Raw genomic sequence first — 21,526 nt, forward strand, 5'->3', positions numbered from 1 at the left:
TCGTTAACAAAGCCAATCCTGCACCCACCCAATACATCCCTTCCCTTGGGGTTTACGGCTCCAACTGGCAGTCAAATCAGATATTGAGCGGTTTAGCTCAGGGTGCGAACATGAGCCTCGCCGCCGGTACTGCGTATTACGTTCCAGTCTGGAATCCGACTCCGTGCCGGATCTCGACGGTTGGACTTCAGCTCCAATCAAACTTTGGGGGGTCGGCGTTGTATGCGGGGGTGTTCTCGTGCAGCACTACTAACGCATCGATGCCGGGTGCTCTGTTGGGTTCGGGAAACCTTGACGACTCTGTAGCTGGATTTAGGCAGTCCACTCTGGGAGGTACCCCCGTAACAGTCCCGGCAGGATGGAATTTCATTGCCTGGCTTGCAATCGGTGGCGCAGCTAGTGTCGTTTCGGCAGTTGGCACTCCTGCGTGGGCTGGGCACGTGAATTCGTCGACTTTTATTCCTGCTACGTGTGCCACGAAATCGGGTCAGGTCACTCTGGTGTCAAATCCGGCATCGCCGGGGCTCGTCTCGGGTGTCGGGTCCTGCCCTGCGTCTCTCTACTTCGTAAGCTGATCAGGAGGTAAAAAGGTTTATGCCAGCACTGAACAATTTCCTTCGAACGTTCCGAGAGAAGGTGAACAAGAAGTACCCGAACCGCAAGAAGACTTCGGACGGAACCCTGGGTGACCAGGCACATAAGTCTCGGGTTTCGGAACACAACCCAGATGGTGACGGCACGATCGACGCTTGGGACATGGACTGTAACCTCCTCGGCTCCTCTAACGACACTGGTTCTGCTGCTGAAGACGCAGAGGTTCGTAAGGTCATAGCCGAATTCTTGAAGCAGCCACAGGCTCAACTCGTCATCTACAACAAGCACATTCATAACGTCGACATCGACGAACCTGGTGAATGGCGTTGGTACGGCGACTGGTCTAGCGGCAAAAACCCCCATGACCATCACGCTCATTTGCAGTCTAAGCAGTCCAGAGAAGACATCACCTACAAGGGCAACCTTGACGGTGTGGTGAATGCTCAGCCGAAGCCTGCTACTGGTGAGCTCAGTCGAGGCGACACGGGCGAACGAGTGAAAGCTCTTCAGCGTGGTTTGCGCAAAGTCTTTCCGCTGTACTCCGGTGACCTCGAAGTCGATGGGCAGTACGGTTTGCGCACGGAAAAAGCTGTAGCCCAGTTCCAGAAACGCTCTGGACTGAAGGTCGATGGTGTCGTCGGCGGCATCACGAGAGCAGCGCTCGCGAAGCACGGAATCAAACTCTGACAAAGTTAGATGCTCGGCATAGTATGCCGTCCCTTTTCGTCCGATTCGTGGTCACGGACCGATGTGCGAGGATCGAGCACCTGAAGCGCACACCACAAAGAAGGACCCCCACCGGTTGGTGGGGGTCCTTTGCCATTCCTGCTGGGGACTGACCAGCGCTATTCTACTGGATTGGTCGGCTAGCGGTTACAGCCTGTCTCCGAGCTTGGCTGAACGAGCAGCACCTAACGCCCGTTGCTGAGCACGTGCTCTGCCGTAGACACTCGTCATGATGCTTCGCTCAGACCATCCAAACAGCTTGTTCATGTCCGGTGTCGAGATACCAGCTTCCATAGCTCGATCTGCTGCTGTGTGGCGGATCGACTTTGCATCCACGTGACCCAGACCAGCTTTCTTGGCCCGACGGACGACGATGTCTCTGAGAGTTGTGATACCCATCCCCAGGTCCGATTGCCTTCCGGTAAGCCACAACCAGGGTGATCCGGATTGCCTGTGCTTCTCGCGTAGCTTCATATATTGCTCGATGGCTCGCGCTGTCTTGTCTCCGAACGGGATCGGACGCAGATAGGTCTTGGAGACGGAGACGTTAGCCACCTGATTCAACCAATCGATGTCTTCGACGCGCAGCAACCGAACCTCTGTGTTGCGCATCCCACCAGCTTCACTCATCAGACGGATTATGGCGGCGTCCCGCTTGTCTCGCAGATTGGGTCCGTCACACGCTTTGATCAGCTTCCGGAGTTCAACCTCAGAGAGCACCCGAGGTGGTACGTCGTCGATGCTCGGTTGTGGCAGGCCCTTGAGCGGGTTCCGGGAGATGTGTTCCTCGGAGACGCACCAGTTGAAGTAGGCACCCAGGTTGATGTAATGGTGCAGCCGTGTGGAGCCTTTGAACTTGCCGATCCAGGACTCTAACAGTTCTTCCAGGTCTAGCCTGCTGGCAGTGTGTACAGGCCCACCAGTGAAGTCAGCGACTTTGGCTCTGGACTTCCGGTAGTTGGTGACTGTCTGAGCGCTGATGCCGCGTAGCCGTAAGTGCCGCTCGTAGCTGAGCCAGACGCGATCGTCCATGAGTGCCGGATCTCCCCAATAGTTAGGGGTCTCCACAGTCCCTGTGCCTGACAGGCCGGAAGTTAGGGCGTAGATTCGCCCTGGTGACCGGTTTACTCCGCATCGGGGAGCTCGCCGCTCAGGCCGGGGTCTCCACCCGCACCGTTGACTATTACACGCAGTTGGGGCTGCTCACGTGCGCCGACCGCACCGGGGGTGGCTTCCGTCTCTATGATCAGACTGCTGTTGACACGATCGCCACGGTGAAGAGCCTGGAAGTCCACGGCCTGAACCTGCAGACCATCGCCACTGCCCTGCACGGTGAAGCCGACCGTGACCTCGCCGCCGGACTGGCCGACCTCTCCACCGACCTGCACGCCCTCCAGCAGGCCGCCGAGGGAGCCCCGCATGCGCACGCCCTTCTCACCTTGATCAGCGGCCGGGCACACGCCCTGATCGACCTCGCCCTCGCGATAGTCGACTCCCCGCTGGTCTGGCAACCATACAGTCGCACGTACCGGTGTCCGGTTAACCCCTTTCTGGTACGCCAGGGTGAAGCCCCGGCCCCGGCCCCGCGAGGCGGCGACGGAGGCCTCAGTTCCGTTACACCAGCGGTTCGGCGACGTTGCGGGCCTGGGCGTGAGCGGTGCGCCGAGCCGGATCCGGATCGGTCACGTCGGGCCCGAACCGGATCGGGTGGATCTCGGTGACCCCGGCCCAGCGCAGCCAGCCCTCCAGGTACGGGGACTGGAAGTCCGCGCCGAACTCGGGCGGCAGGCCGGGCCGGTAGACCGCGCTCGTGTAGATGATCGCGGCACGCTTGCCGCGCAGCAGCCCTCGATAGCCGGACGCCGGATCGAACGCGAAGACCAGGCCCGGCTGGCTGATCACGTCGATCAGCTGCTTGAGGATGTAGGGGATGCCGGCGTTCCACATCGGGACGCTGAACAGGTAGGTGTCGGCGGCGTCGAAGCGCCGGAACACGGCGGCCGAGGCGTCCCGGGCGGTGGTGGCGGGCCCGGACGGGGTCCGCGCGGTGAGGCGGAGATGTGCAGCAGGTTCATGACGGCTCCTCGGTTGGTGCGTGCGCCCGGGTTCTTCTCTCCGCAGCGTGGGTCACTCTCCCCGTAGAGTGCGTGCGCACGCACATTCAAATGCTGATGTGTGCGTGCGCACAAGAAATCGCTACCATCGGGTGATGAGCGACACTGACGTGGCTGCCTGGTCAGCCCTGCTCCGGGTGCACGCCGCCCTGGTGCCGGCCCTCGACCGCGAACTGCAGAACACCTGCAACCTGCCGCTGACCTGGTACGACGTGCTGTTGGAGCTATACCACGCCCCCGACCGCCGGCTGAGCATGGGCGAACTCGGACAGAAAGCCGTCGTCAGCCGCACCCGCGTCAGCCGCGTGGTGGAAGCCCTCGGGGCAGCCGGCCTGGTCACCCGGGAAGGCAACCCCGACGACCGGCGCAGCGCCTACGCGACGCTGACCGAAGCCGGCCGCGAACGGTTCCGGGCCGCCGCCCCCGTCTACATGGCCGGCATCAAACGCCACTTCACCGACCTGATGACAAAGGGTGAGGCCCGGACGGTGGCGCTAGCCCTGGAGAAGGTCCTGACCCAGACCCGCTGAACCCCGGCTGGCGCGCGGCAGCAGGTTGATTACGGCCCGGCCCGGCTTCTTCTGGCTCGGCCTCTCCTGGCTCGGCTTACCTTGGCCTGGTTCCGTGAACGCTCCCCGGCGAGCGGGTGACCGATGTCAGCGAGCCGGTCACGATCCCGTATCGGGCCGTCTCGGTGCTGGAAACAGGGCAGAAGCGGCAATCGAAGCTCTGGTACGTTGCGGGCTTCAACGGGGTACTGAGTAAGGATTGACATTGCTTCACAAGCGCTTTGGGCTGCTTCTCTCCTCCGTCGCCATGGTCGCGCTGATCGGTGCCTGTGACTCGGCCACCGAGTCGACCGACACTGCGGGCACGCCCGCCAGCCCGGCAGTTCCGGCCGAGGCGGCCAGCGCGGCACCGACCGTGGACGAGGCCACCAAGAAGGCCTGCACCGAACTACTCGCCGCGATCGACGACAATGCGAAACTGGTCGCTGAAGCCGAGAAGATCGGCCCGCCAGCCGGCCACATCGCCGTCGGCGCTCAGTACATCGCCGGCTCCATGGACCTCTACGCCAAGGCCATCGGTGCCGGCCCCGCAGTCACCGAAGCCGCGAGCAAGGTGGCCGACGAGATGGACGCGCTGGACAAGGCCTACCAGAAGAACCCCGACAAAAAGCCGAGCAAGGCCGACTTGGCCGAGGCGATAACCGGCTTGGAAGCAGCCTGCGGCCAGGGCTGATCACCCAGCCCAGCCCCGCCCCGCCCGGCAACCAGCTGGCCTCGTCTCGCCCAGGCCTGGCCTGGCCTCGCCTGGCCCGGCGCGGTCACCAGTCGGCCCCGCCGGCCACAAATCGGCTGCGCCTCGCCCGGCCCGGTCGCCATTCGGCCCCGCTCTGCCGCCCTCGGTAACTGGCCGGTCCGCCGGATCGGAGCGGCGCCCGGCCTCCCGGCGGGTGACGGCTGATACCCGGTGGTTCGTAGGCGAGCGGGTTGGCGGTGAGTATCGCTCACGCCCGGCGGTCGCGTTGGGCACCGTGCGTGGTGGCGCTACCTCGCGGGGTAGATACGGGCGGTGTGGTTGCGGTTGTGGGGTGTCGACTCGTACCGGAAAGCGGGGTTGATCCTCATGGGCCGGGAGCGGACGACCATCGCTGAGATCACCGACGTTACCGAGGCTTCGCTGGCCACCGTGCCGAAGGTGTGGATCGGGCGGGCCGAGGTGTGGGACCGGACGCGGCGGCGGGTCAAGAACCTGCTGCGGGGGCGCGGTTATCGTGGCCGCTCGGTGCTGTGTGTCCGTTCCCGATCAGCGGTGCCCCGGCTCGTCTCTCCAACCTCTCGCACCGACCACAGCTCTCCCCGGCCCGTCTCCCCCCAGCCGATTTCATCCCGGCCCGTCCTCCCCAGCCCTACTTCCATTTCGGCTAGCCGTAGCTGAGCAATGTCATAGCGGGTCCATGACGTTGCTGAACTACGGCTCGGCTTGCCTGGCCGTAGTTCAGACCTGTTATGGAGCTCCAGAACCTGGCTGAGCTACGGCTAGCCGTGGGGCATGAGTTTGATTGGGAGCGGCATGTTGGACACCAGTCTGGGCGGGACGGGAGAGTCTTAGCCGGTAGTGCGCTTGCCGTGGCCGAATCCGCGCCTTGACCGTCGGCCTCGGTTTACACGGCCGGTGGCGGGGGTTCGGGGGGCGCCGTGTGTGTTGTTGTCCGGTCAGTTGCTGGTTGCGGCCCAGAGCAGGCCGCGTTCGGTGAGGGTCTGGATCTGTGGGACCTTCAGGTCGGCGGGGGAGTGGCCCAGCGTCGACACGAAGACGCGGCCCTTGCCGAAGTGTCGTGTCCACACGACGGGCATCACCACGCCGGCGGTGTCCGGCTCGTCGTGTGCGCCGTCGAAGGTGGTGGTGGCCAGCACGTTCAGGCTCGGGTCGACGTGGCAGTAGTACTGCTCGGTGTGTACGGCGAACGAGTCCAGGCCGGCGGTGATCGGGTGGTCGGCGGTGAAGTCGACCGTGTGGTCGATGAGGCCGCCGGGGTGGCAGACGAAACGGCCGCCGACCATGAACTGGTAACGGGCCGCCTGATAGCCGAACGCGATGATCCCGCCGTGCCATCCGGCGAAACCGGCCCCGGCGCGCACTCGGCCGACCAGCCCGTCCTCCTGTTCGGCGGTGAGGTCGCCCCGGGTCCAGCACTGCACGATCAGGTCAGCGGCGTCGAGGATCGCCTTGTCGGTGTAGACGTCGAGAGTGTCGGCGACGGTCACCGTGAAGTCCCGCGACTCGAGGAATCCCCGGAACTGGTCGGTGCAGGCTACCGGCTCGTGGCCGGTCCATCCGCCGCGGACGATCAACACGTTCATGATCGGTCCAGCTTAGCCCGGCGGCGCGGCGCTGATCCGCGGCGCGGCGCAGGGCAGCGCTGGCCACGTCCGGCTCTCGGCCTCCAGAAGGGCGGAGAAGCCGTTGCGACCCATGCTGAGACGGCGTTCGAAGACCGCATCGGATCGTGTCCAAGGCTGTCCAACCCCGGCCGACATCGCGGGCGCCCGTCGATGTCGCCGCGCTAGCGTCCGCGCGCAGACACGCTGACGATGGGGGATGTCTTGCGAGGCAACAGGATTCGCCGGGTCGTGACCGGACTGACGGGGTCCGCGATGCTGCTGGCACTGGGGGCGGTGCCGGCGCACGCCAAGGATCAGAACGACGTCGAGAGCCGCAAACGGCAGGTCACCTCGACCGGCGCAGGGACGCCCCGGCCGGCGGTGACGGCGCCCGGTGACACGGTTCAGCTCGTCGTCGGTTTCGACGCGGGGGTGAGCGCGGCCACCGCGACCCGCAGCCTCGGCACCGCCGGTGTGCGCGCCGCGGACAGCGCGCCACTGGCGAAGCTGGGTGTGCGCACGGTGAGCGTGCCGCGGTCGCGGAGTGCGGCGGTGACGGCGACGCTGCGGTCGGCGCCGGGCGTCACCTATGTGGAGGTCGACTCCGGGGTGCGGGCCGACGCGGTGGTCCCGAACGACCCGCGCTGGTCGGATCAGGGTGAGTTGCGGCAGATCACCGTGCCGGACGCGTGGAGTCTCACGACCGGTTCGGCGGTGACCGTGGCGGTGGTCGACGGCGGGGTCGACGCGATCGGGGACCTGGCCGGGGCGGTCCTCAGCGGCCGTGACCTGGTGAACAACGACGCGATCGCCAACGACGAGAGTGGTCACGGCACCGCGGTGGCCTCGCTGATCGCGGCTCGGGGCAACAACGGGGCGGGGATCGCCGGGACCTGCTGGGCCTGCAAGATCCTGCCGGTGAAGGTGCTCGGTGCGGCGGGTGACGGCAGTATCGCCATCACCGCGGCGGGCATCGTGTACGCCGCCGATCGTGGGGCGAAGATCATCAACGCGTCGCTGGGCACTTCGCAGGACCTGGCGGTGCTCCGTGACGCGGTGTCGTACGCCCAGCGCAAGGGTTCCCTGGTGGTGGCGTCGGCGGGCAACGACGCGGTGAAGACGCGGCGTTACCCGGCGGCCTACCCGGGGGTGATCGCGGTCGGTGGTACCGACGAGACGAGTGACATCTTCCTGACGTTCGACCCGTGGACCTACGAGATCTACGGATCGAACTACGGGCCGGACTGGGTGGACGTCGCCGCGCCGTGGTGCACGCTCGCCGCTGACCTGGCGACCAAGGGCTACGCGAACTTCTGCGGCACCTCGGCGTCGGCACCGTTGGTGGCCGGGACGATCGCGCTGATGAAGTCCAGGCATCCCGGTGCGACCAACACGGCGCTGGTGCAGAGCCTGACGGCGACCGCCAAGGCCACCGAGACCACGGGTTTCACCCAGTTCGGTGAGATCCGCGCGGGCCGGGCGGTGGCCGGTGTGGACACGAGCGCACCGCGGATCACCGGATCGAGCCCGCGCCAGTCGGCCCGGTTCCGGGGCACGCTCACCGTGCAGGCGACCGGGGTCTCCGACTCCGGTTCCGGGGTGGCCTACGCCGACCTGTACGCCGACGGCCGTTTCGTCGGCCGGGACACCACCGCGCCGTACGCGGTGCGGTTCAACGGCAGCAAGCTCAACCGCGCGGTCGCCCTGCAGTGGCGGGTGTCGGACCGGGCCGGCAACCAGGCCCGTTACAACCGCAAGGTGATCGCCGACAACCGCGGTCCGGCTCTGAAGATCACCAAGGCCCCGCGCAACGGTGCGAAGGTGCGGGGCACGGTCACCGTCACGGTCAAGGCCACCGATGCGGCAGGTGTCGCCCGCACCGAGGTCCTGATCAACGGCAAGGTCGTGGCGCGGGACACCAAAGCCCCGTGGACCTTCAAGATCAAGGTCGCTAAATACGGCAAGACGTTGACCGTGCGGGTCCGCGCGGTGGACAAGGTCGGCAACGTCACCACCACCGGCGCCCGTACCTGGAAACGCTGACCGGAATCGAGGACACCATGGACCGGAGCCGGGCGGTAACGTCGTGGCTCCGGTCCGTTCGCGCGGCCGGGCGGAGAACGACGAAGGGTTCCAGGTGCCGGCCGACATCATCACCGTGGCGGAGTTCGGACAGTTGCTCCGCCGGCTCCGGCGCCGGCAGGCCCGCAACGCCGGCAGCAAGGAGTTGACGTACCGGCAGCTGGCCGAGCGGACCGGATGGTCGCACGGGATCGTCGGGGAATACCTGGCCGGGCGAGTGCTGCCGCCGACCGACCGCCTCGATGTCCTCGTCCGGCTGCTCGGCGCCACACCGGCGGAACAGGGCCAGTTCGCGACCGCCCGGGACCGGCTGGAGGAACAGCGCCGCCCGGGGACCGCCACCCGCGCCCCGGTGCCCCGGGAACTGCCCGCACCGTCGGGGACGTTCGCCGCCCGCACCGCGGAGATGTCCCGGCTGGACGCGATGTTGCCCGACCGGCGCCCGGTGGTGATCAGCGGGATGGCGGGCGTCGGCAAGACGACCCTGGCCCTGCACTGGGCGCGCGGCGTCGCCGACCGTTTCCCGGACGGCCAGTTGTACCTGAACCTGCGCGGTTTCCACCCGGCCGGCGCGGTCGGCACCCACGAAGCCCTGCAACAGCTCCTCGGCTCGCTCGGCGTGCCGCCGGAACGGCTCCCGGCGAGCCCGGAGGCTCAGGAACGTTTGTACCGCACGATGCTCAGCGGCCGGCGGTCGCTGGTGGTCCTTGACAACGTCGCCGACGCCGAGCACGTCCGGCCGCTGCTGCCGCCGGAGGGCTGCCTCTGCGTGCTGACCAGCCGTGATCATCTGACCGGCCTGATCGTGGCCGAGGGCGCCCAGTCGTTGACCCTGCAGCCGTTCGGCGTTCCGGACGGCCGGGAGCTGCTGGCCCGCAGACTGGGCGCGGACCGGCTCGCCGGCGACGACACCGCGGTCGGCCGTATCGTCGCAGCCTGCGGTGGCCTCCCGCTGGCGCTGGCCCTGGTCGCCGCCCGGGCCACGATCCATCCGACCTTCGAGCTGGCGGAGATCGCCGCGCGGCTGGATCAGGCTGCCGGTGGACTGTCCGCGTTGCGCAGCGACGACGTGAACACCGATGTCCGGGCCGCGTTCTCCTGCTCCTACCGCCTGCTTGCGGACGCCGGGCAGCGCATGTTCCGGCTGCTCGGGCTGCATCCGGGGCCCGACGTGTCCGACCGTGCCGCGGCTGCCCTGGCCGGGACGACACCGGGCGAGGCCCGCGCCGTCCTCGACGATCTCGCCCGCGCCCAGCTCCTCACCGAGCACCGGCCGGGCCGCTACGTCTCCCACGACCTGCTGCGCGCCTACGCCGCGGAACTGACCGCCGAGGCCGATCCACCTGCTGAACGCCGGGCGGCGCAGCTCCGGCTGATGAATTACATGGTGTCCGCGGCGTGCGAGGCCGCCATCACGATCAACCCGCTGCGTAAACCCCTCACACCCGGAGCCGGGGAACCGTACGACAGCGAGGCGCACGCGATGGCCTGGTTCCGCGACGAGCATCAGGTGCTGCTCGCCGTCTTCCGGCTCGCGGCCAGCCTCGGGGCGGATCGTCTCACCTGGCGACTCGCCTGGGGCATCGGCGAATTCCTCGACCGCAACGGCAGCCTGCAGGACTGGACCGCGGTCCAGTCCACCGCGCTCGCCGCGGCGGAACGCCTGGACGACCCCGCCGCCCAGGCGTTCTCCCACCGGGTCCTCGCCAACGGCTGCATCCGGCTGGACCGGCCGCACGACGCGCTCAGTCACCTGGCCCGGGCCCTCGACCTGTATCTGTCGCTGGACGACCTGGCCGACGCCGCGACGACCCTCTACCTGACGGCCTGGGCCCACAGCCTCAGAGGCGACTGGCCGCAGGCCATCGACCACGGTGAACGGGCCATCGCCCTGGCCCGCCGCGCCGACGACCCGGTGGTGCTGGGCCTGGCCCTGAACATGGCCGGGCACCTGCACGCCGAACAGGGTCGGTACGACGTCACGCTGGACCGTTGCGGGGAGGCGGCCCGGTTGCAACGCGCGATCGGCCACCGGGTCGGGCTGTCCGCGACCCTGGACACCCTCGGTGTCGCCCACCAGGCGCTCGGCCGTCCCGAACTGGCCGTCGAACACTACCGCGAGGGGATGCGGCTGCACGCCGAGCTGGGTGACCGGTACAACGAGGCGGACATGGCGGTGCGACTCGGCGACGCGTACGCCGCGGTCGCCGACCACACCGCCGCCGCCGGGACCTGGCAGCGCGGGCTCGCCGTCATCGAGGCCATGGACCATCCCGCCGAGGCCGGTCTCCGCGAGCGCCTCGCCGCCCTGGGGTGACTACTTCACCTCGATCCGGCCGATCGGGCCGGGAGCCGCGCTGACCTCGGTCTGCCAGGCGGTGGTGTCGATGCCGAGAGCCGTCCGCAGGAACGCGGTCGAGGTCCGGCGGATCAGTTCCACCCGCTCCGGGCTCTCGTCGGTCGTGTCGGCGGCCCGGTAGGCGTGGATGCCGCCGAGCAGATGCTGCCCGCCGAACACGGTGACCAGGCCCTGGGCGCCGGGGCTGTGGTGGTACACGTCGGTGAACCAGTCCGGGCCGCGGGTCGAGAGCGCCGACTGGTCGTCATCACCGGCGACGACCAGGGTCGGAGTCTTCAGCGCGTCGAAGTCCGGGTGCATGAACGAGAAGTGCTCCCGCGCGAACGGAGCCAGTTCCTCCCCGCCGATTCCGGTGGTGGCCAGCAGGACGCCGGCTTTCACCCGAGGATCGGTGCGGTCGTTGTCGTCGCCGATGACGCGGGCGCCGAGCAGCATTCCAGCGGACTGGCCGCCCCACGAGTGACCGGCGACCGCGAGACGCTCGTGGTCGACGCGACCGGCCAGGCCGGGCACCGCGGCGAGGATCGTGGTGAGGTCGTCGATGACGCGGGTCAGGTCGTCTACGCGGGTCTGCCAGATGGTGGGGTACCGCGGGTCGGCCGGGGTGACAGCGAGTGTCGTGGAGTCCAGGAAGGTGGGCTGGACGACGACGAAGCCGTTCGCGGCCCAGTGGTCGACGAGCGGGTCGTACCAGTCCATCGCGCCGCCGAAGCCGTGCGCGAAGACGATCACCGGCAGCCCGGTGCCGGAGTCGGGTGCGGAGACCCGGATCTGCAGGTCGTCGCCGCGGCCGGGGGCGGGCAGCACGACAGGTTTGAGGGACAGGATCGACATGGGGAGTCCTTACCGGAAAGTGAATCGGAACAACGTTCCACATCAACATACGGAGCGTGGTTCCGTTTCGCAAGCCGAAACGGAACCACGCTCCGTTTTGTGCGGGGCGTGACACAATCCCGGGGTGACGACGGATTCAGGCAGTACGACACCGAAGCGGCGCTCGGACGTCGCGCGCAACGAGCGCGCGCTGCTCGACGCGGCGGCCGAGGTGTTCGCGACCTCCGGCGTCGACGCCACGGTCCGCGAGGTGGCCGCGGCTGCCGGTGTGGGCATCGGCACGCTCTACCGGCACTTCCCGACCCGGGCGGACCTGATGGTGGCGGTCTACCGGCACCAGATCGACGCGTGCGCCGACGCCGGCCCGGCTCTGCTCGCGACGGCGCCGTCACCGTTCGCCGCACTGCTCGACTGGGTGCACCTGTTCGTCGACTTCCTCGGCACCAAACACGGCCTGGCCAAGGTGCGCCAGGGCGACGACGCCGGGTACGCGGCGCTGCACCAGCTCTTCCTCGACCGCCTCGTCCCGGTGCTGAAGGATCTGCTCGACGCGGCCGGCGAGTCCGGCGAGGTGGTCGCCGACATCCGGCCGTACGAGCTGATCCGCGCCGTCGGCGACCTCGTCGCGTGGAACGTGCGGGACCCGGACTACGACGTCCGGCGGATCGTCACCCTGCTGGTCACCGGCCTGCGCCAGGATCAGCCGGCGTGGAAACCGGCCGGAGACAGGCCGTAGAGGTCGCGCAGCGTCCGGCCGGTGTACTCGGTGCGGAACAAGCTCCGGCACTGCGGACAGCGGGTCGTCCAGGGGCAGGCCGGTCAGGTCGGCTCCGACCTAGACCCCATTCTCCTATCGAAGATAAATGCTATCCCGAGCCATGCTGGCCCGCATGAACGCGGAACTGGAATGGTGGGCCAACAGTTCGGTCATGCTCGGCCCGTTCCCGGCCGTCCGGTGGAAGTGACCGAAGCCGACTCGTGCGAGGTCGCGGAGGTCACCGGGGGACCGTAAGATCACCGCGATCGTATGGGGGATGAGGTTTTCTCGTGGTGAACGCACGTAGTGGCGCGGCACTGTTGGGTATCGGGGCGCTCACCGGAGCCCTGTTCGCGGGAACACCGGCGCAGGCCGACGGTCACCCGCTCTACTTCTTGATCGACCCAATGGTCAACAACGGCAGACCGGTCGTTCTCGGCAACGATCCCAAGGTGAAGATCACGGTTCCGGTCCGGGCCGAGGTCTGGGACCAGTCCGGTGGTGTGGACATCGCGGACGGCATGCTGAAGGGCCGCGGCGGCTACTTCTTCCAGTTCCTGAACGGGCCGTCCGGCGACAACATGGAGTGCGTGCAGGCCTCCTCGGAATCGTCGATCTGCACCGGTACCGCGACGTTCGGATCGTCCGACATGTCCAACCCGGACGCCGGCGGGACGATCATGGTGGACATCAGCGGGTTCGCCCGCGACGCCGCCCAGTTCCACCGGATCAGTGAGCCCGCCGACGAGGTGGCGATCCTCAAGCAGACCCGGCTCACCACCGCGGACGCCACGCCGGAGCCGTCCCGCAAGGGCGGCACTCTCACGGTGACCGGGAAGCTCACCCAGCCGGACTGGAACTACTACGAGGCCGACGGCACGCAGGCGATGGTCGGCTACGCCGGTCAGCAGGTGGTGTTGCAGTTCCGCAAGACCGGGTCGGCGAACTTCAGCACCGTCAAGACGGTCAGGACCGCGAGCGACGGCACTCTGCGCACCACTGCTGCGGCGACCTGGCCGGGTGAGTGGCGCTGGTCGTTCGCCGGTAGTGCCTCGGCCGCCGGTTCGACCTCCGGGATGGACGCGGTCACCCTCTACAAGGTGGCGAGACTGACCGCGAACGCGGCACCGGAGCCGGTCCGCAAGAACCGGAATCTCACCGTGACCGGCCGGCTGACCAGGGCCACCACGGATGCGGCTACCACTTTCACCGGGTACGGCAGCCAGTCGGTGAGACTCCAGTTCCGCAAGACCGGTAGCGGCCGGTACAAGACGGTCAAGACGGTCCGGGCCGATGCCAAGGGCAACCTGAAGACCGTGGTCAAGGCCACCGCGACCGGCTACTGGCGGTGGGTCTTCGCAGGCAGCGCGACAGTCGCCCCGGTGTCCGCTGCGGGCGACCACGTCAAGGTCACCAAGTAGTGAGGTCCTACGCGGTGGCCATGAAGTTCGCCGCGACCGGCTCCACCACGGGTGCGGGGACCAGCAGGGCCACCGCGAAGGCGGCCGCGGCCGCACCGGCCAGGATCAGGAACGACATCGTGTAACCGGACTCGGCGGGCAGGCCGTGGGCGCCGGGGTGGGCGGTGACCACCGCGCTGACCACGGCCGTGCCGATCGAGGCGCCGATGGTACGGATGTTGGTGTTCATGCCGCTGGCGGCGCCGGTCTGGTGCCGGGGGACGCTCTGCACGATCAGGTTGACCATCGACGAGTAGATCAGGCCCAGCCCGACCCCGAAGATCGCGGCGGCCAGTACGACCGTCCACTTCTCGTCATGTGCCAGGGCCAGTGTCAGGCAGGACAGGGTGCCCATCGCGGAACCCCACAGCAGCTGCGCCTTGTTGCTGACCCATCGGGTGAGGGGACCGCTCAAGGAACCGAAGATCGCCATCGCGACCAGCATCGGGGCCATCAGCAGGCCGGCTCCGGTGACGGTGGCGCCGAACCCGTACCCGCTGATCGTCGGAATTTGAATCAGCTGGGGGAGGAAGGCGAAGACACCGAACATCGCGGCCCCGAAGAGCAGCGCGGACAGGTTGGTGGCCCAGACCGTGGGCAGGCGCATCATCCGCATGTCGATCAGCGGCTCGGCGGAGCGCAACTCGGCGACCAGCCACGCGGCGAGCAGGACCAGGGCAAGACCGAAGAGGATCAGCGTACGCCCGGACGACCAGCCCCAGACGGCTCCTTTGCTGAGCGGAAGCAGCAGGGCGACCAGCCAGCCGGCCAGCAGCACGGCCGACACGATGTTGACGCGTCCGGGGCTGCGCACCGGGGACGCGGGGACGATCCGCCACGCCGCCACCGTGACGAGCGTGACCACGGCCATCGGGATCCAGAACAGCCAGCGCCAGTCGAGGAAGCCGACGATCGGCCCGGCCAGCACGATGCCGATACCGCTGCCGGTGGCGATCACGGCGGCCATCGTGCCGATCGCGGAGGCGACCCGGTCCGGCGGGAACTCGTCGCGGATGATCCCGAACGACACCGGGAACACGGCGGCGCCGAGGCCTTGGAGCACGCGGGCGGCGATCAGCACGCCGATGCTGGGGGCGAGCGCGGCGATCAGGCAGCCGAGTGCGATGGCGCCGAGCGCGACGAGCAGGGTGCGGTCCTTGCCGATGATGTCGGCGATCCGGCCCATCAGTGGGGTGGCGACCGAGGCGGCGAGGAGCCAGGCGGTCAGCACCCAGGTGACGGTGCCGGTGGTGGTGTGCAGGTCCCGCTGGATGGTCGGCAGGACCGGGGTGAGCAGGCTCTGCATCAGCGCGAACGCCGCTGCCGCCGCGGCGAGCACGGCGAAGGTCGTTCGCGGCGTGGCCGGTGAGGTCCGCGTCGCGGCGGGGATCACCGATGGCGCGGCCTGATAAAGTCGAGGCATGCCTCCACCTTACCGGAGGGGTGCCTCCGTTTCGCAAGGGACTTGCCGATGATCACAGTGCGACGCCCGCAACGCGCCGACGCCCGGCGCAACTTCGACGCGCTCCTGATCGCCGCTCGCGCCGCCTTCGCCGAACACGGCGCCGACACCTCCCTCGAGGAGATCGCCAAACAGGCCGGCGTCGGCATCGGCACCCTCTACCGCAACTTCCCGACCAGGCAGGACCTGATCGAGGCGGTTTACGTGGAGGAGGTCAACCAGCTCGCCGAGGCCGCCACGGCCCTGGCCGGTCAGCCCCCGTGGCCGGCGTTGCGGGCCTGGCTGGAGCGTTTCGTGGCGTACGCGGCGACCAAACGCGCCCTGATCGACCTGCTCAATCGCGACTCGCAGATGTTCGGTTCCTGCCGCGCGGTGATGTATTCCGCGGGCCAGCCCCTGTTCGACCGCGCGCAGCAGGCCGGCGAGATCCGCCCGGAGGCCGCCTTCGACGACGTCCTGCGGATGGTCGCCGGCCTGACCTCAGCCGCCTTCGTCGACGACGGCCAGCGCGCCCGGGTGCTGAACTTCGCCCTCGACGGCCTCCGGCCCCGCACCTGACCGCGTTCCTGTTCGCTGGCGCGAGCCGGCCTACCAGGGGCGCCGGAAACGGCCCGGCCGGAGCCCCGTGGCGAGGGGCCGGCCGGGCCGGTCGTCACTTGGTCAGCGGGGCCAGTTTCGGGTCGTCGGCGTAGGCCTCGGCGGCGGTCGCCTTCGTGACGATCACCGGCGGGAGCAGGTAGGCGGGAACGACCTTCTTGCCGTTGTCGTACGACTTGGTGTCGTTGACCTCGGGCTCGGCACCGGTCTGCAGCGTCTTGACCATGTTGATCGTCTCGGTGACCAGCTTTCGGGTGTCCTTGTTGATCGTCGAGTACTGCTCACCCAGCATGATCGACTTCACCGACTCGACCTCGGAGTCCTGGCCGGTCACCACCGGGACCGGCTTGCCGGCGCCCTTGACCGAGGTGATGATCGCGCGGGCCAGGGTGTCGTTCGGTGACAGCACCCCGTCCAGGGTCTTGCTGCCGTAGGTGGAGGTCAGCAGCGCGTCCATCCGGCTCTGCGCGTTCTCCGCCTTCCAGCCCTGGGTGGCGGTCTGCTTGACGTCGGTCTGACCCGACCCGACGACCACGTCACCGGAGGCGATGGCCGGTTTGAGTACCTCCATCGCGCCGTTGAAGAACACCCCGGAATTGTTGTCGTCCGGCGAACCGGAGAACAGTTCGATCGTCCACGGCCCGGTGGCCTTCTTCGCCTTCATGCCGTCCAGCAGTGCCTGCCCCTGCAACTGCCCGACCTTGAAGTTGTCGAACGCGATGTAATAGTCGACGTCCGGAGTGTTCGTGATGAGCCGGTCATAGGCGATGATCACCGCGCCGGACTGTTTGGCCTGCGCGACCTGGGTGGACAGCTGCGCCGCGTCGGTCGCGCCGATCACGATGACCTTCGCGCCCTTGGTGATCATCGCGGTGATCTGGGCCTGCTGGTCGGCGACCGTGGTGGACGCGCCGGCGTACTGCACGTCGCCCTGGAACCCGGCCTCCTGCAGCCCGGCGGTGAAGAGCCCACCGGCGAGCACCCAGTTCTCCGACGTCTTGGACGGCAGCGCCACACCGATCAGCGAATCCGCCGCGAATCCCTTCGCCGGAGCGCTCGAGCCATCGGTCGAGCCGGCGCCCTCCCGTTCCGATCCACAGCCACCGGCCACCATGGCAAGGGCAACACCGACAGCAATGATTTTGGTACGCATAAAGGCGATCACCTTCCTGACGAAGAAGTACTGGCTTTCTCGCTCTCGGAACTGGGGACTGCCGGTTCTGCCGTGGGGGCGGCGACCGAACCTCGGAAGGGCCGGGTCAACGATCCGATGATCGAGAAGCGGCCCTGTCTCTTGTTGTAGACGTCCAGCGCGACGGCGGCGAGCAGGAAAAGCCCGCGGATGATCTGGTCCATGTCGGATCCGACGCCGGTGAGCTGCAGACCGTTCTTGAGTACGGCCATGACCAGGCCGCCGACGATCGAGCCGCTGACCGTGCCGAGACCGCCGGAGACCGCCGCCCCGCCGATGAAGACCGCGGCGATGGCGTCGAGTTCCCAGTTGAGCCCGTCCTGCGGGCCGGATGCCGTCGACCGGGCCACGAAGATCATGCCGGCCACCGCGGCCAGGACGCCCATGTTCGTCATCACCAGGAAGTTGACCCGGCGCAGTTTCACTCCGGACAGTTCGGCGGCCCGGGCGTTGCCGCCGACCGCGTAGATGTGCCGGCCGCCGGCGGTGTTGCGGGTGTAGAACGAGTACGCGATGACCAGGACGGCCAGGATGATGCCGGAGACCGGGAAACTGGTGCCCAGCCGCCCGCCGGCGAACCGGAAGGTGGCGAAGACGATCACCCCGATGAGCACGGCCAGCCGTAGCCCGGACACCCAGAGCGGGGCCGGTTCGGCGCCCTCCATCTGCTGGCGCACCCGTCGCGACCGCCACTCCCGCCAGATCACCGCGAGGCACAGCAACAGCCCGAGCAGCAGCGTCAGGTTGTTGTAACCGGTCTCCGGCCCGGCTTCGGGCAGGTAACCGGCGCCGATCACCCGGAAACCCTCCGGGACCGGCACCGTGTCGGCGTTGCCGATGTACTGGTTGCCGCCCCGAAACAGCAGCATCCCGGCGAGCGTGACGATGAACGCCGGCACTCCGATGTAGGCGACCCAGAACCCCTGCCACGCCCCGATCAGCGCGCCCACGACCAGACCGAGCACGATGCCGGCCGGCCACGGTACGCCGTGTTCGGTGATCGCCTTGGCCACCACGATGCCGGTGAACGCGGCGACCGAACCCACCGACAGGTCGATGTGACCGGCGACGATCACCATCAGCATGCCGATCGACAGGATCGAGATGTAGGCGTACTGCTGGGTCAGCGCGATCAGGTTGCCCGACGTCAGGGTCAGCCCGCCGGTGCGGAACTGGAAGAACGCGATGATCGCCACGAGCGTGAAGATCATGCCGAATTGGCGGGCGTTGGAGGTGGTCCCCCCGAAAAGGTTCTTCTGTAGGTCTTTCCAGCGGCTCATGGCGTGGTCAGCTTCCGGTTCGAGGTCATCCGCCTCATCAGCAGTTCCGGTTCGGCGTCCGCGCGGGCCACCTCACCGGTGATCGCGCCTTCGAAGACGGTGTAGATGCGGTCGCAGAGCCCGATCAGTTCGGGCAGTTCCGAGGAGATGACGATGACGCCTTTGCCCTCGTCGGCGAGCCGCTGGATGATGCCGTAGATCTCGTATTTCGCACCGACGTCGATGCCCCGGGTCGGCTCGTCCAGGATCAGCAGATCCGGGTCGGTGAACATCCATTTCGCCAGCACCACTTTCTGCTGGTTGCCGCCGGACAGCCGGGTGACGCCCTCGTCGACGGTCGGTGTCTTGATCCGCAGACTGCGGCGGTAACTCTCCGCCTCGTGATACTGCACGGTCTGATCGAGCACCCCACGGCGAGTGATCTTCGACAGTTTCGCGGCGACCACCGAGGTCTTCACGTCGTCGAGCAGATTCAGGCCGATCGCCTTGCGGTCTTCGCTGACATAGGCGAGCCCGTTCTTGATGGCTTCGGCCACCGAGTTCACCGGGATCTCGTGGCCGTCCTTGAAGACCTTTCCCTGCAGGTGTACGCCGTACGAGTGGCCGAAGACGCTCATCGCCAGCTCGGTCCGGCCGGCACCCATCAGCCCCGCGAATCCGACGATCTCGCCCCGGCGCACCGTGAAACTCGAATTCTTGCAGACCAGCCGCTCGGCCGAGATCGGATGCCGCACCGTCCAGTCCCGGACCTCGAAGAACACGTCCCCGATCTGCGGCGTGTGCTCCGGGAACCGGCTCCGCAGATCACGGCCGACCATGCCCCGGACGATCCGGTCCTCGTCGACCCCGCCCTCGCCGACCGTGATGGTCTCGATGGTCCGCCCGTCACGCAGAATGGTGATCGCGTCCGCGATCGCCTCCACCTCGTTGAGCTTGTGCGAGATCATGATCGAGGTGATGCCGCGTTGTTTGAACCCGCGCAGCAGATCCAGCAGATGCCGCGAGTCGTTCTCGTTGAGCGCGGCCGTCGGCTCGTCCAGGATCAGCAGCCGCACGTCCTTGGCGAACGCTTTCGCGATCTCGACGAGCTGCTGTTTCCCGACGCCGATGTCCTTGACCAGGGTGTCCGGGTCCTCTTTCAGCCCGACCAGGCCCATCAACTCCAGGGCCCGGTGGTTGGCGGCCTTCCAGTCGATGCGGCCCCAGCGCCGAGGTTCGTTACCGAGGAAGATGTTCTCGGTGATCGACATGCCCGGAACCAGCGCCAGCTCCTGATGGATGATGACGATCCCGGCGTTCTCGCTGGCCCGGATGTCGGCGAACCGGCACTCCCGGCCCTGGTACAGAATCGTGCCCTGATAGGTCCCGAACGGGTGCACCCCGCTGAGCACCTTCATCAGAGTGGATTTACCGGCGCCGTTCTCTCCACAGATCGCGTGGATCTGCCCGGCCGGCACGGCCAGGCTGACGTCGGCCAATGCGACGACGCCGGGGAACTCCTTGGTGATCGATCGCATTTCGAGCAGGGCTTCGCCCACGGATACCCCCGGACGGTTTGATCAAGTTCGATGAACAGGGCGTTTCCGCACTGTAAATCCAATTGACTGTCGCCGCCATCCCGGCAAGCGAAGATCCGGTTCCGGAACCTCGGAGCCGTCCCGGAGGCGACTCTCCCCTTACGGAAGGGTAGAGTCGCCGGGCCCGCTCCCGGGTGCCGTCCGAGAGGAACCCTGAAGTCATGCCGGTTTGGCTCACGTCACCCAAGGTGCTGCGCACCGAGATCCTGGCCGGGCTGGTCGTGGCGCTCGCCCTGATCCCGGAGGCGATCTCGTTCTCGATCCTCGCCAACGTCGACCCGAAGGTCGGGCTCTTCGCCTCGTTCACGATGGCCGTCACGATCGCGATCTGCGGCGGCCGCCCAGCGATGATCTCCGCGGCCACCGGTGCCATCGCCCTGGTCGTCGCGCCGCTGGCCAAGGAACACGGGCTCGGCTACCTGACCGCCGCGGTGGTGCTCGGCGGCCTGCTGCAGATCGCCCTCGCCGCGGCCGGAGTGGCGAAACTGATGCGTTTCATCCCGCGCAGCGTGATGGTCGGCTTCGTCAACGCCCTCGCGATCCTGATCTTCACCGCGCAACTGCCGCACCTGATCGGCGTGCCCTGGCTGGTCTACCCCCTGGTCGCGGTCGCGCTGGCGATCATGTTCGTGCTGCCCCGGTTCTTCACCGCGATCCCGGCGCCGCTGATCGCGATCGTGCTGATCACCGCATTCGTGCTGATCGCGCACGTCACCGTGCCGAACGTCGGTGACGAGGGCACCCTGCCGGACAGCCTGCCAGTCTTCGGTATCCCCGAGGTCCCGTTCAGCCTGGCCACTCTGACCCTGATCGCGCCCTACGCGCTCGGTATCGCCCTGGTCGGGCTGATGGAATCGCTGATGACCGCCAAGCTGGTCGACGACGTCACCGACACCCGCTCCGACAAGACCCGCGAGTCGTGGGGACAGGGCGTCGCCAACATCGTCACCGGCTTCTTCGGCGGTATGGGCGGCTGCGCCATGATCGGCCAGACGATGATCAACGTGAAGGCGTCCGGCGCCCGCACCCGGCTGTCCACGTTCCTGGCCGGTGTCTTCCTGCTGATCCTGGTGGTGGTCCTCGGTGACGTGGTCGCACTGATCCCGATGGCCGCCCTGGTCGCCGTCATGATCATCGTGTCGGTGGGCACCTTCGACTGGCACAGCATCGCCCCCGCCACCCTCAAGCGGATGCCGGCCGGCGAGACCGTCGTCATGCTGATCACCGTCGCCGGCACCCTGGTCACCCACAACCTCGCGGTCGGCGTGATCCTCGGTGTCCTGGCCGCCATGGTGGTCTTCGCCCGGCGGGTGGCCCACTTCACCGAGGTCACCAGGATCGAGGACACCTATGTCGTACGCGGGGAACTGTTCTTCGCCTCCAGCAACGATCTCGTCCACCAGTTCGATTACGCCGGCGACCCGGACCACGTGGTCATCGACCTGAGCGCCGCCCACATCTGGGACGCGTCCTCGGTGGCCGCCCTCGACGCGATCACCCAGAAATACCGGTCACGCGGCAAGAACGTCGAGATCGTCGGCCTGAACGAGACCAGCGCCGGATTCCACCAGAACCTCGCAGGCAGGCTGAACGCCGGACACTGA

At 67.5% G+C, this 21,526-nt stretch carries 19 protein-coding genes; 11 read left to right on the plus strand and 8 right to left on the minus strand.

The features are described 5' to 3' along the window. Positions 1-636: 636 nt before the first annotated feature. Positions 637-1,281: a peptidoglycan-binding domain-containing protein gene (locus BLU81_RS08040; protein WP_157751399.1), complete on the plus strand. Its 645-nt coding sequence runs from the start codon at positions 637-639 to the stop codon at positions 1,279-1,281. Positions 1,282-1,467: 186 nt separating this feature from the next. Here BLU81_RS08040 and BLU81_RS08045 read toward each other — a convergent pair whose 3' ends face one another. Further along, the gene (locus BLU81_RS08045; RefSeq protein WP_092543027.1) at positions 1,468-2,352 is read right to left on the minus strand and encodes a tyrosine-type recombinase/integrase; all 885 of its coding nucleotides are present in this window, start codon (positions 2,350-2,352) and stop codon (positions 1,468-1,470) included. 83 nt (positions 2,353-2,435) lie between these two features. On the opposite strand from BLU81_RS08045, the gene BLU81_RS51975 reads away from it, so the two are divergent. Then, complete coding sequence (locus BLU81_RS51975; protein WP_373873369.1) at positions 2,436-3,041, plus strand: MerR family transcriptional regulator; 606 nt, start codon at positions 2,436-2,438, stop codon at positions 3,039-3,041. Here BLU81_RS51975 and BLU81_RS08055 read toward each other — a convergent pair. Beyond that, positions 2,935-3,441, minus strand: coding sequence for an NAD(P)H-dependent oxidoreductase (locus tag BLU81_RS08055; RefSeq protein WP_092543031.1), 507 nt, complete (start codon positions 3,439-3,441; stop codon positions 2,935-2,937). The genes BLU81_RS51975 and BLU81_RS08055 overlap by 107 nt on opposite strands. Positions 3,442-3,529: 88 nt before the next feature. Here BLU81_RS08055 and BLU81_RS08060 point away from each other — a divergent pair, with 88 nt between their 5' ends. From BLU81_RS08060 to BLU81_RS08065, 3 genes are all read left to right on the plus strand, one after another. Then, on the plus strand, positions 3,530-3,964 hold the full coding sequence (locus BLU81_RS08060; protein ID WP_092556774.1) for a MarR family winged helix-turn-helix transcriptional regulator: 435 nt from the start codon (positions 3,530-3,532) through the stop codon (positions 3,962-3,964). Positions 3,965-4,080: 116 nt separating this feature from the next. Continuing rightward, entirely contained in the window at positions 4,081-4,206 is a 126-nt protein-coding gene (locus BLU81_RS51450) for a hypothetical protein (protein WP_269461003.1), read from the plus strand. Positions 4,207-4,208: 2 nt separating this feature from the next. Beyond that, positions 4,209-4,676 (plus strand): hypothetical protein, encoded by a 468-nt coding sequence (locus BLU81_RS08065; protein ID WP_157751400.1) that lies wholly within the window; start codon positions 4,209-4,211, stop codon positions 4,674-4,676. A 977-nt stretch (positions 4,677-5,653) separates the two neighbouring features. Here BLU81_RS08065 and BLU81_RS08075 read toward each other — a convergent pair. After that, a complete protein-coding gene (locus BLU81_RS08075; protein WP_092543037.1) occupies positions 5,654-6,301 on the minus strand; it encodes a ThuA domain-containing protein in 648 nt (215 codons plus the stop codon). A 270-nt stretch (positions 6,302-6,571) separates the two neighbouring features. On the opposite strand from BLU81_RS08075, the gene BLU81_RS08080 reads away from it, so the two are divergent. Together BLU81_RS08080 and BLU81_RS08085 are read left to right on the plus strand one after the other, a co-directional pair. After that, entirely contained in the window at positions 6,572-8,365 is a 1,794-nt protein-coding gene (locus tag BLU81_RS08080) for a S8 family serine peptidase (RefSeq protein WP_157751401.1), read from the plus strand. Positions 8,366-8,408: 43 nt separating this feature from the next. Continuing rightward, positions 8,409-10,721, plus strand: coding sequence for an ATP-binding protein (locus BLU81_RS08085; protein ID WP_092543041.1), 2,313 nt, complete (start codon positions 8,409-8,411; stop codon positions 10,719-10,721). Here BLU81_RS08085 and BLU81_RS08090 read toward each other — a convergent pair whose 3' ends face one another. Beyond that, positions 10,722-11,597, minus strand: a complete 876-nt coding sequence (locus BLU81_RS08090; RefSeq protein WP_092543043.1) for an alpha/beta hydrolase family protein — start codon at positions 11,595-11,597, stop codon at positions 10,722-10,724. Between the two features lie 124 nt (positions 11,598-11,721). On the opposite strand from BLU81_RS08090, the gene BLU81_RS08095 reads away from it, so the two are divergent. Together BLU81_RS08095 and BLU81_RS08100 are read left to right on the plus strand one after the other, a co-directional pair. Continuing rightward, positions 11,722-12,333, plus strand: coding sequence for a TetR/AcrR family transcriptional regulator (locus BLU81_RS08095; RefSeq protein WP_092543045.1), 612 nt, complete (start codon positions 11,722-11,724; stop codon positions 12,331-12,333). 311 nt (positions 12,334-12,644) lie between these two features. Further along, positions 12,645-13,775, plus strand: coding sequence for a hypothetical protein (locus BLU81_RS08100; protein WP_092543047.1), 1,131 nt, complete (start codon positions 12,645-12,647; stop codon positions 13,773-13,775). 7 nt (positions 13,776-13,782) lie between these two features. On the opposite strand, the gene BLU81_RS08105 is transcribed toward BLU81_RS08100, so the two are convergent. Continuing rightward, positions 13,783-15,237, minus strand: a complete 1,455-nt coding sequence (locus BLU81_RS08105) for an MFS transporter (RefSeq protein ID WP_092543049.1) — start codon at positions 15,235-15,237, stop codon at positions 13,783-13,785. Positions 15,238-15,285: 48 nt separating this feature from the next. Between BLU81_RS08105 and BLU81_RS08110 the strand changes: the two genes are divergently transcribed. Continuing rightward, positions 15,286-15,834, plus strand: a complete 549-nt coding sequence (locus BLU81_RS08110; RefSeq protein ID WP_092543051.1) for a TetR/AcrR family transcriptional regulator — start codon at positions 15,286-15,288, stop codon at positions 15,832-15,834. Between the two features lie 94 nt (positions 15,835-15,928). Here the strand turns inward: BLU81_RS08110 and BLU81_RS08115 are convergent, their stop codons facing one another. Genes BLU81_RS08115 through mmsA form a run of 3 tightly spaced genes read right to left on the minus strand, consistent with a single transcriptional unit; the run spans position 15,929 to position 19,862 of the window. Continuing rightward, positions 15,929-17,026 (minus strand): substrate-binding domain-containing protein, encoded by a 1,098-nt coding sequence (locus BLU81_RS08115; RefSeq protein ID WP_092543053.1) that lies wholly within the window; start codon positions 17,024-17,026, stop codon positions 15,929-15,931. Positions 17,027-17,034: 8 nt separating this feature from the next. Beyond that, positions 17,035-18,345, minus strand: a complete 1,311-nt coding sequence (gene mmsB, locus BLU81_RS08120) for a multiple monosaccharide ABC transporter permease (protein WP_092543055.1) — start codon at positions 18,343-18,345, stop codon at positions 17,035-17,037. Next, positions 18,342-19,862, minus strand: a complete 1,521-nt coding sequence (gene mmsA, locus BLU81_RS08125) for a multiple monosaccharide ABC transporter ATP-binding protein (RefSeq protein WP_092556776.1) — start codon at positions 19,860-19,862, stop codon at positions 18,342-18,344. Before mmsA ends, mmsB begins: the two co-directional genes overlap by 4 nt. A gap of 221 nt (positions 19,863-20,083) precedes the next feature. On the opposite strand from mmsA, the gene BLU81_RS08130 reads away from it, so the two are divergent. Beyond that, positions 20,084-21,526 carry a SulP family inorganic anion transporter gene (locus tag BLU81_RS08130; RefSeq protein WP_092543057.1) on the plus strand — a complete coding sequence of 481 codons (1,443 nt, stop codon included), beginning with the start codon at positions 20,084-20,086 and terminating at the stop codon, positions 21,524-21,526.

The organism is Actinoplanes derwentensis (genome assembly GCF_900104725.1).
GTDB lineage: Bacteria > Actinomycetota > Actinomycetes > Mycobacteriales > Micromonosporaceae > Actinoplanes > Actinoplanes derwentensis.

What these genes read in the sequence shown, in the direction of transcription:
- BLU81_RS08130 (WP_092543057.1), top strand. Translation starts at nt 20,084, where the DNA reads ATGCCGGTTTGGCTCACGTCACCCAAGGTGCTGCGCACCGAGATCCTG.
- mmsB (WP_092543055.1), bottom strand. Translation starts at nt 18,345, where the DNA reads ATGAGCCGCTGGAAAGACCTACAGAAGAACCTTTTCGGGGGGACCACC.
- BLU81_RS08045 (WP_092543027.1), bottom strand. Translation starts at nt 2,352, where the DNA reads ATGGACGATCGCGTCTGGCTCAGCTACGAGCGGCACTTACGGCTACGC.
- BLU81_RS08110 (WP_092543051.1), top strand. Translation starts at nt 15,286, where the DNA reads ATGATCACAGTGCGACGCCCGCAACGCGCCGACGCCCGGCGCAACTTC.
- BLU81_RS08115 (WP_092543053.1), bottom strand. Translation starts at nt 17,026, where the DNA reads ATGCGTACCAAAATCATTGCTGTCGGTGTTGCCCTTGCCATGGTGGCC.
- BLU81_RS08075 (WP_092543037.1), bottom strand. Translation starts at nt 6,301, where the DNA reads ATGAACGTGTTGATCGTCCGCGGCGGATGGACCGGCCACGAGCCGGTA.
- BLU81_RS08105 (WP_092543049.1), bottom strand. Translation starts at nt 15,237, where the DNA reads ATGCCTCGACTTTATCAGGCCGCGCCATCGGTGATCCCCGCCGCGACG.
- BLU81_RS08090 (WP_092543043.1), bottom strand. Translation starts at nt 11,597, where the DNA reads ATGTCGATCCTGTCCCTCAAACCTGTCGTGCTGCCCGCCCCCGGCCGC.
- BLU81_RS08060 (WP_092556774.1), top strand. Translation starts at nt 3,530, where the DNA reads ATGAGCGACACTGACGTGGCTGCCTGGTCAGCCCTGCTCCGGGTGCAC.
- mmsA (WP_092556776.1), bottom strand. Translation starts at nt 19,862, where the DNA reads ATGCGATCGATCACCAAGGAGTTCCCCGGCGTCGTCGCATTGGCCGAC.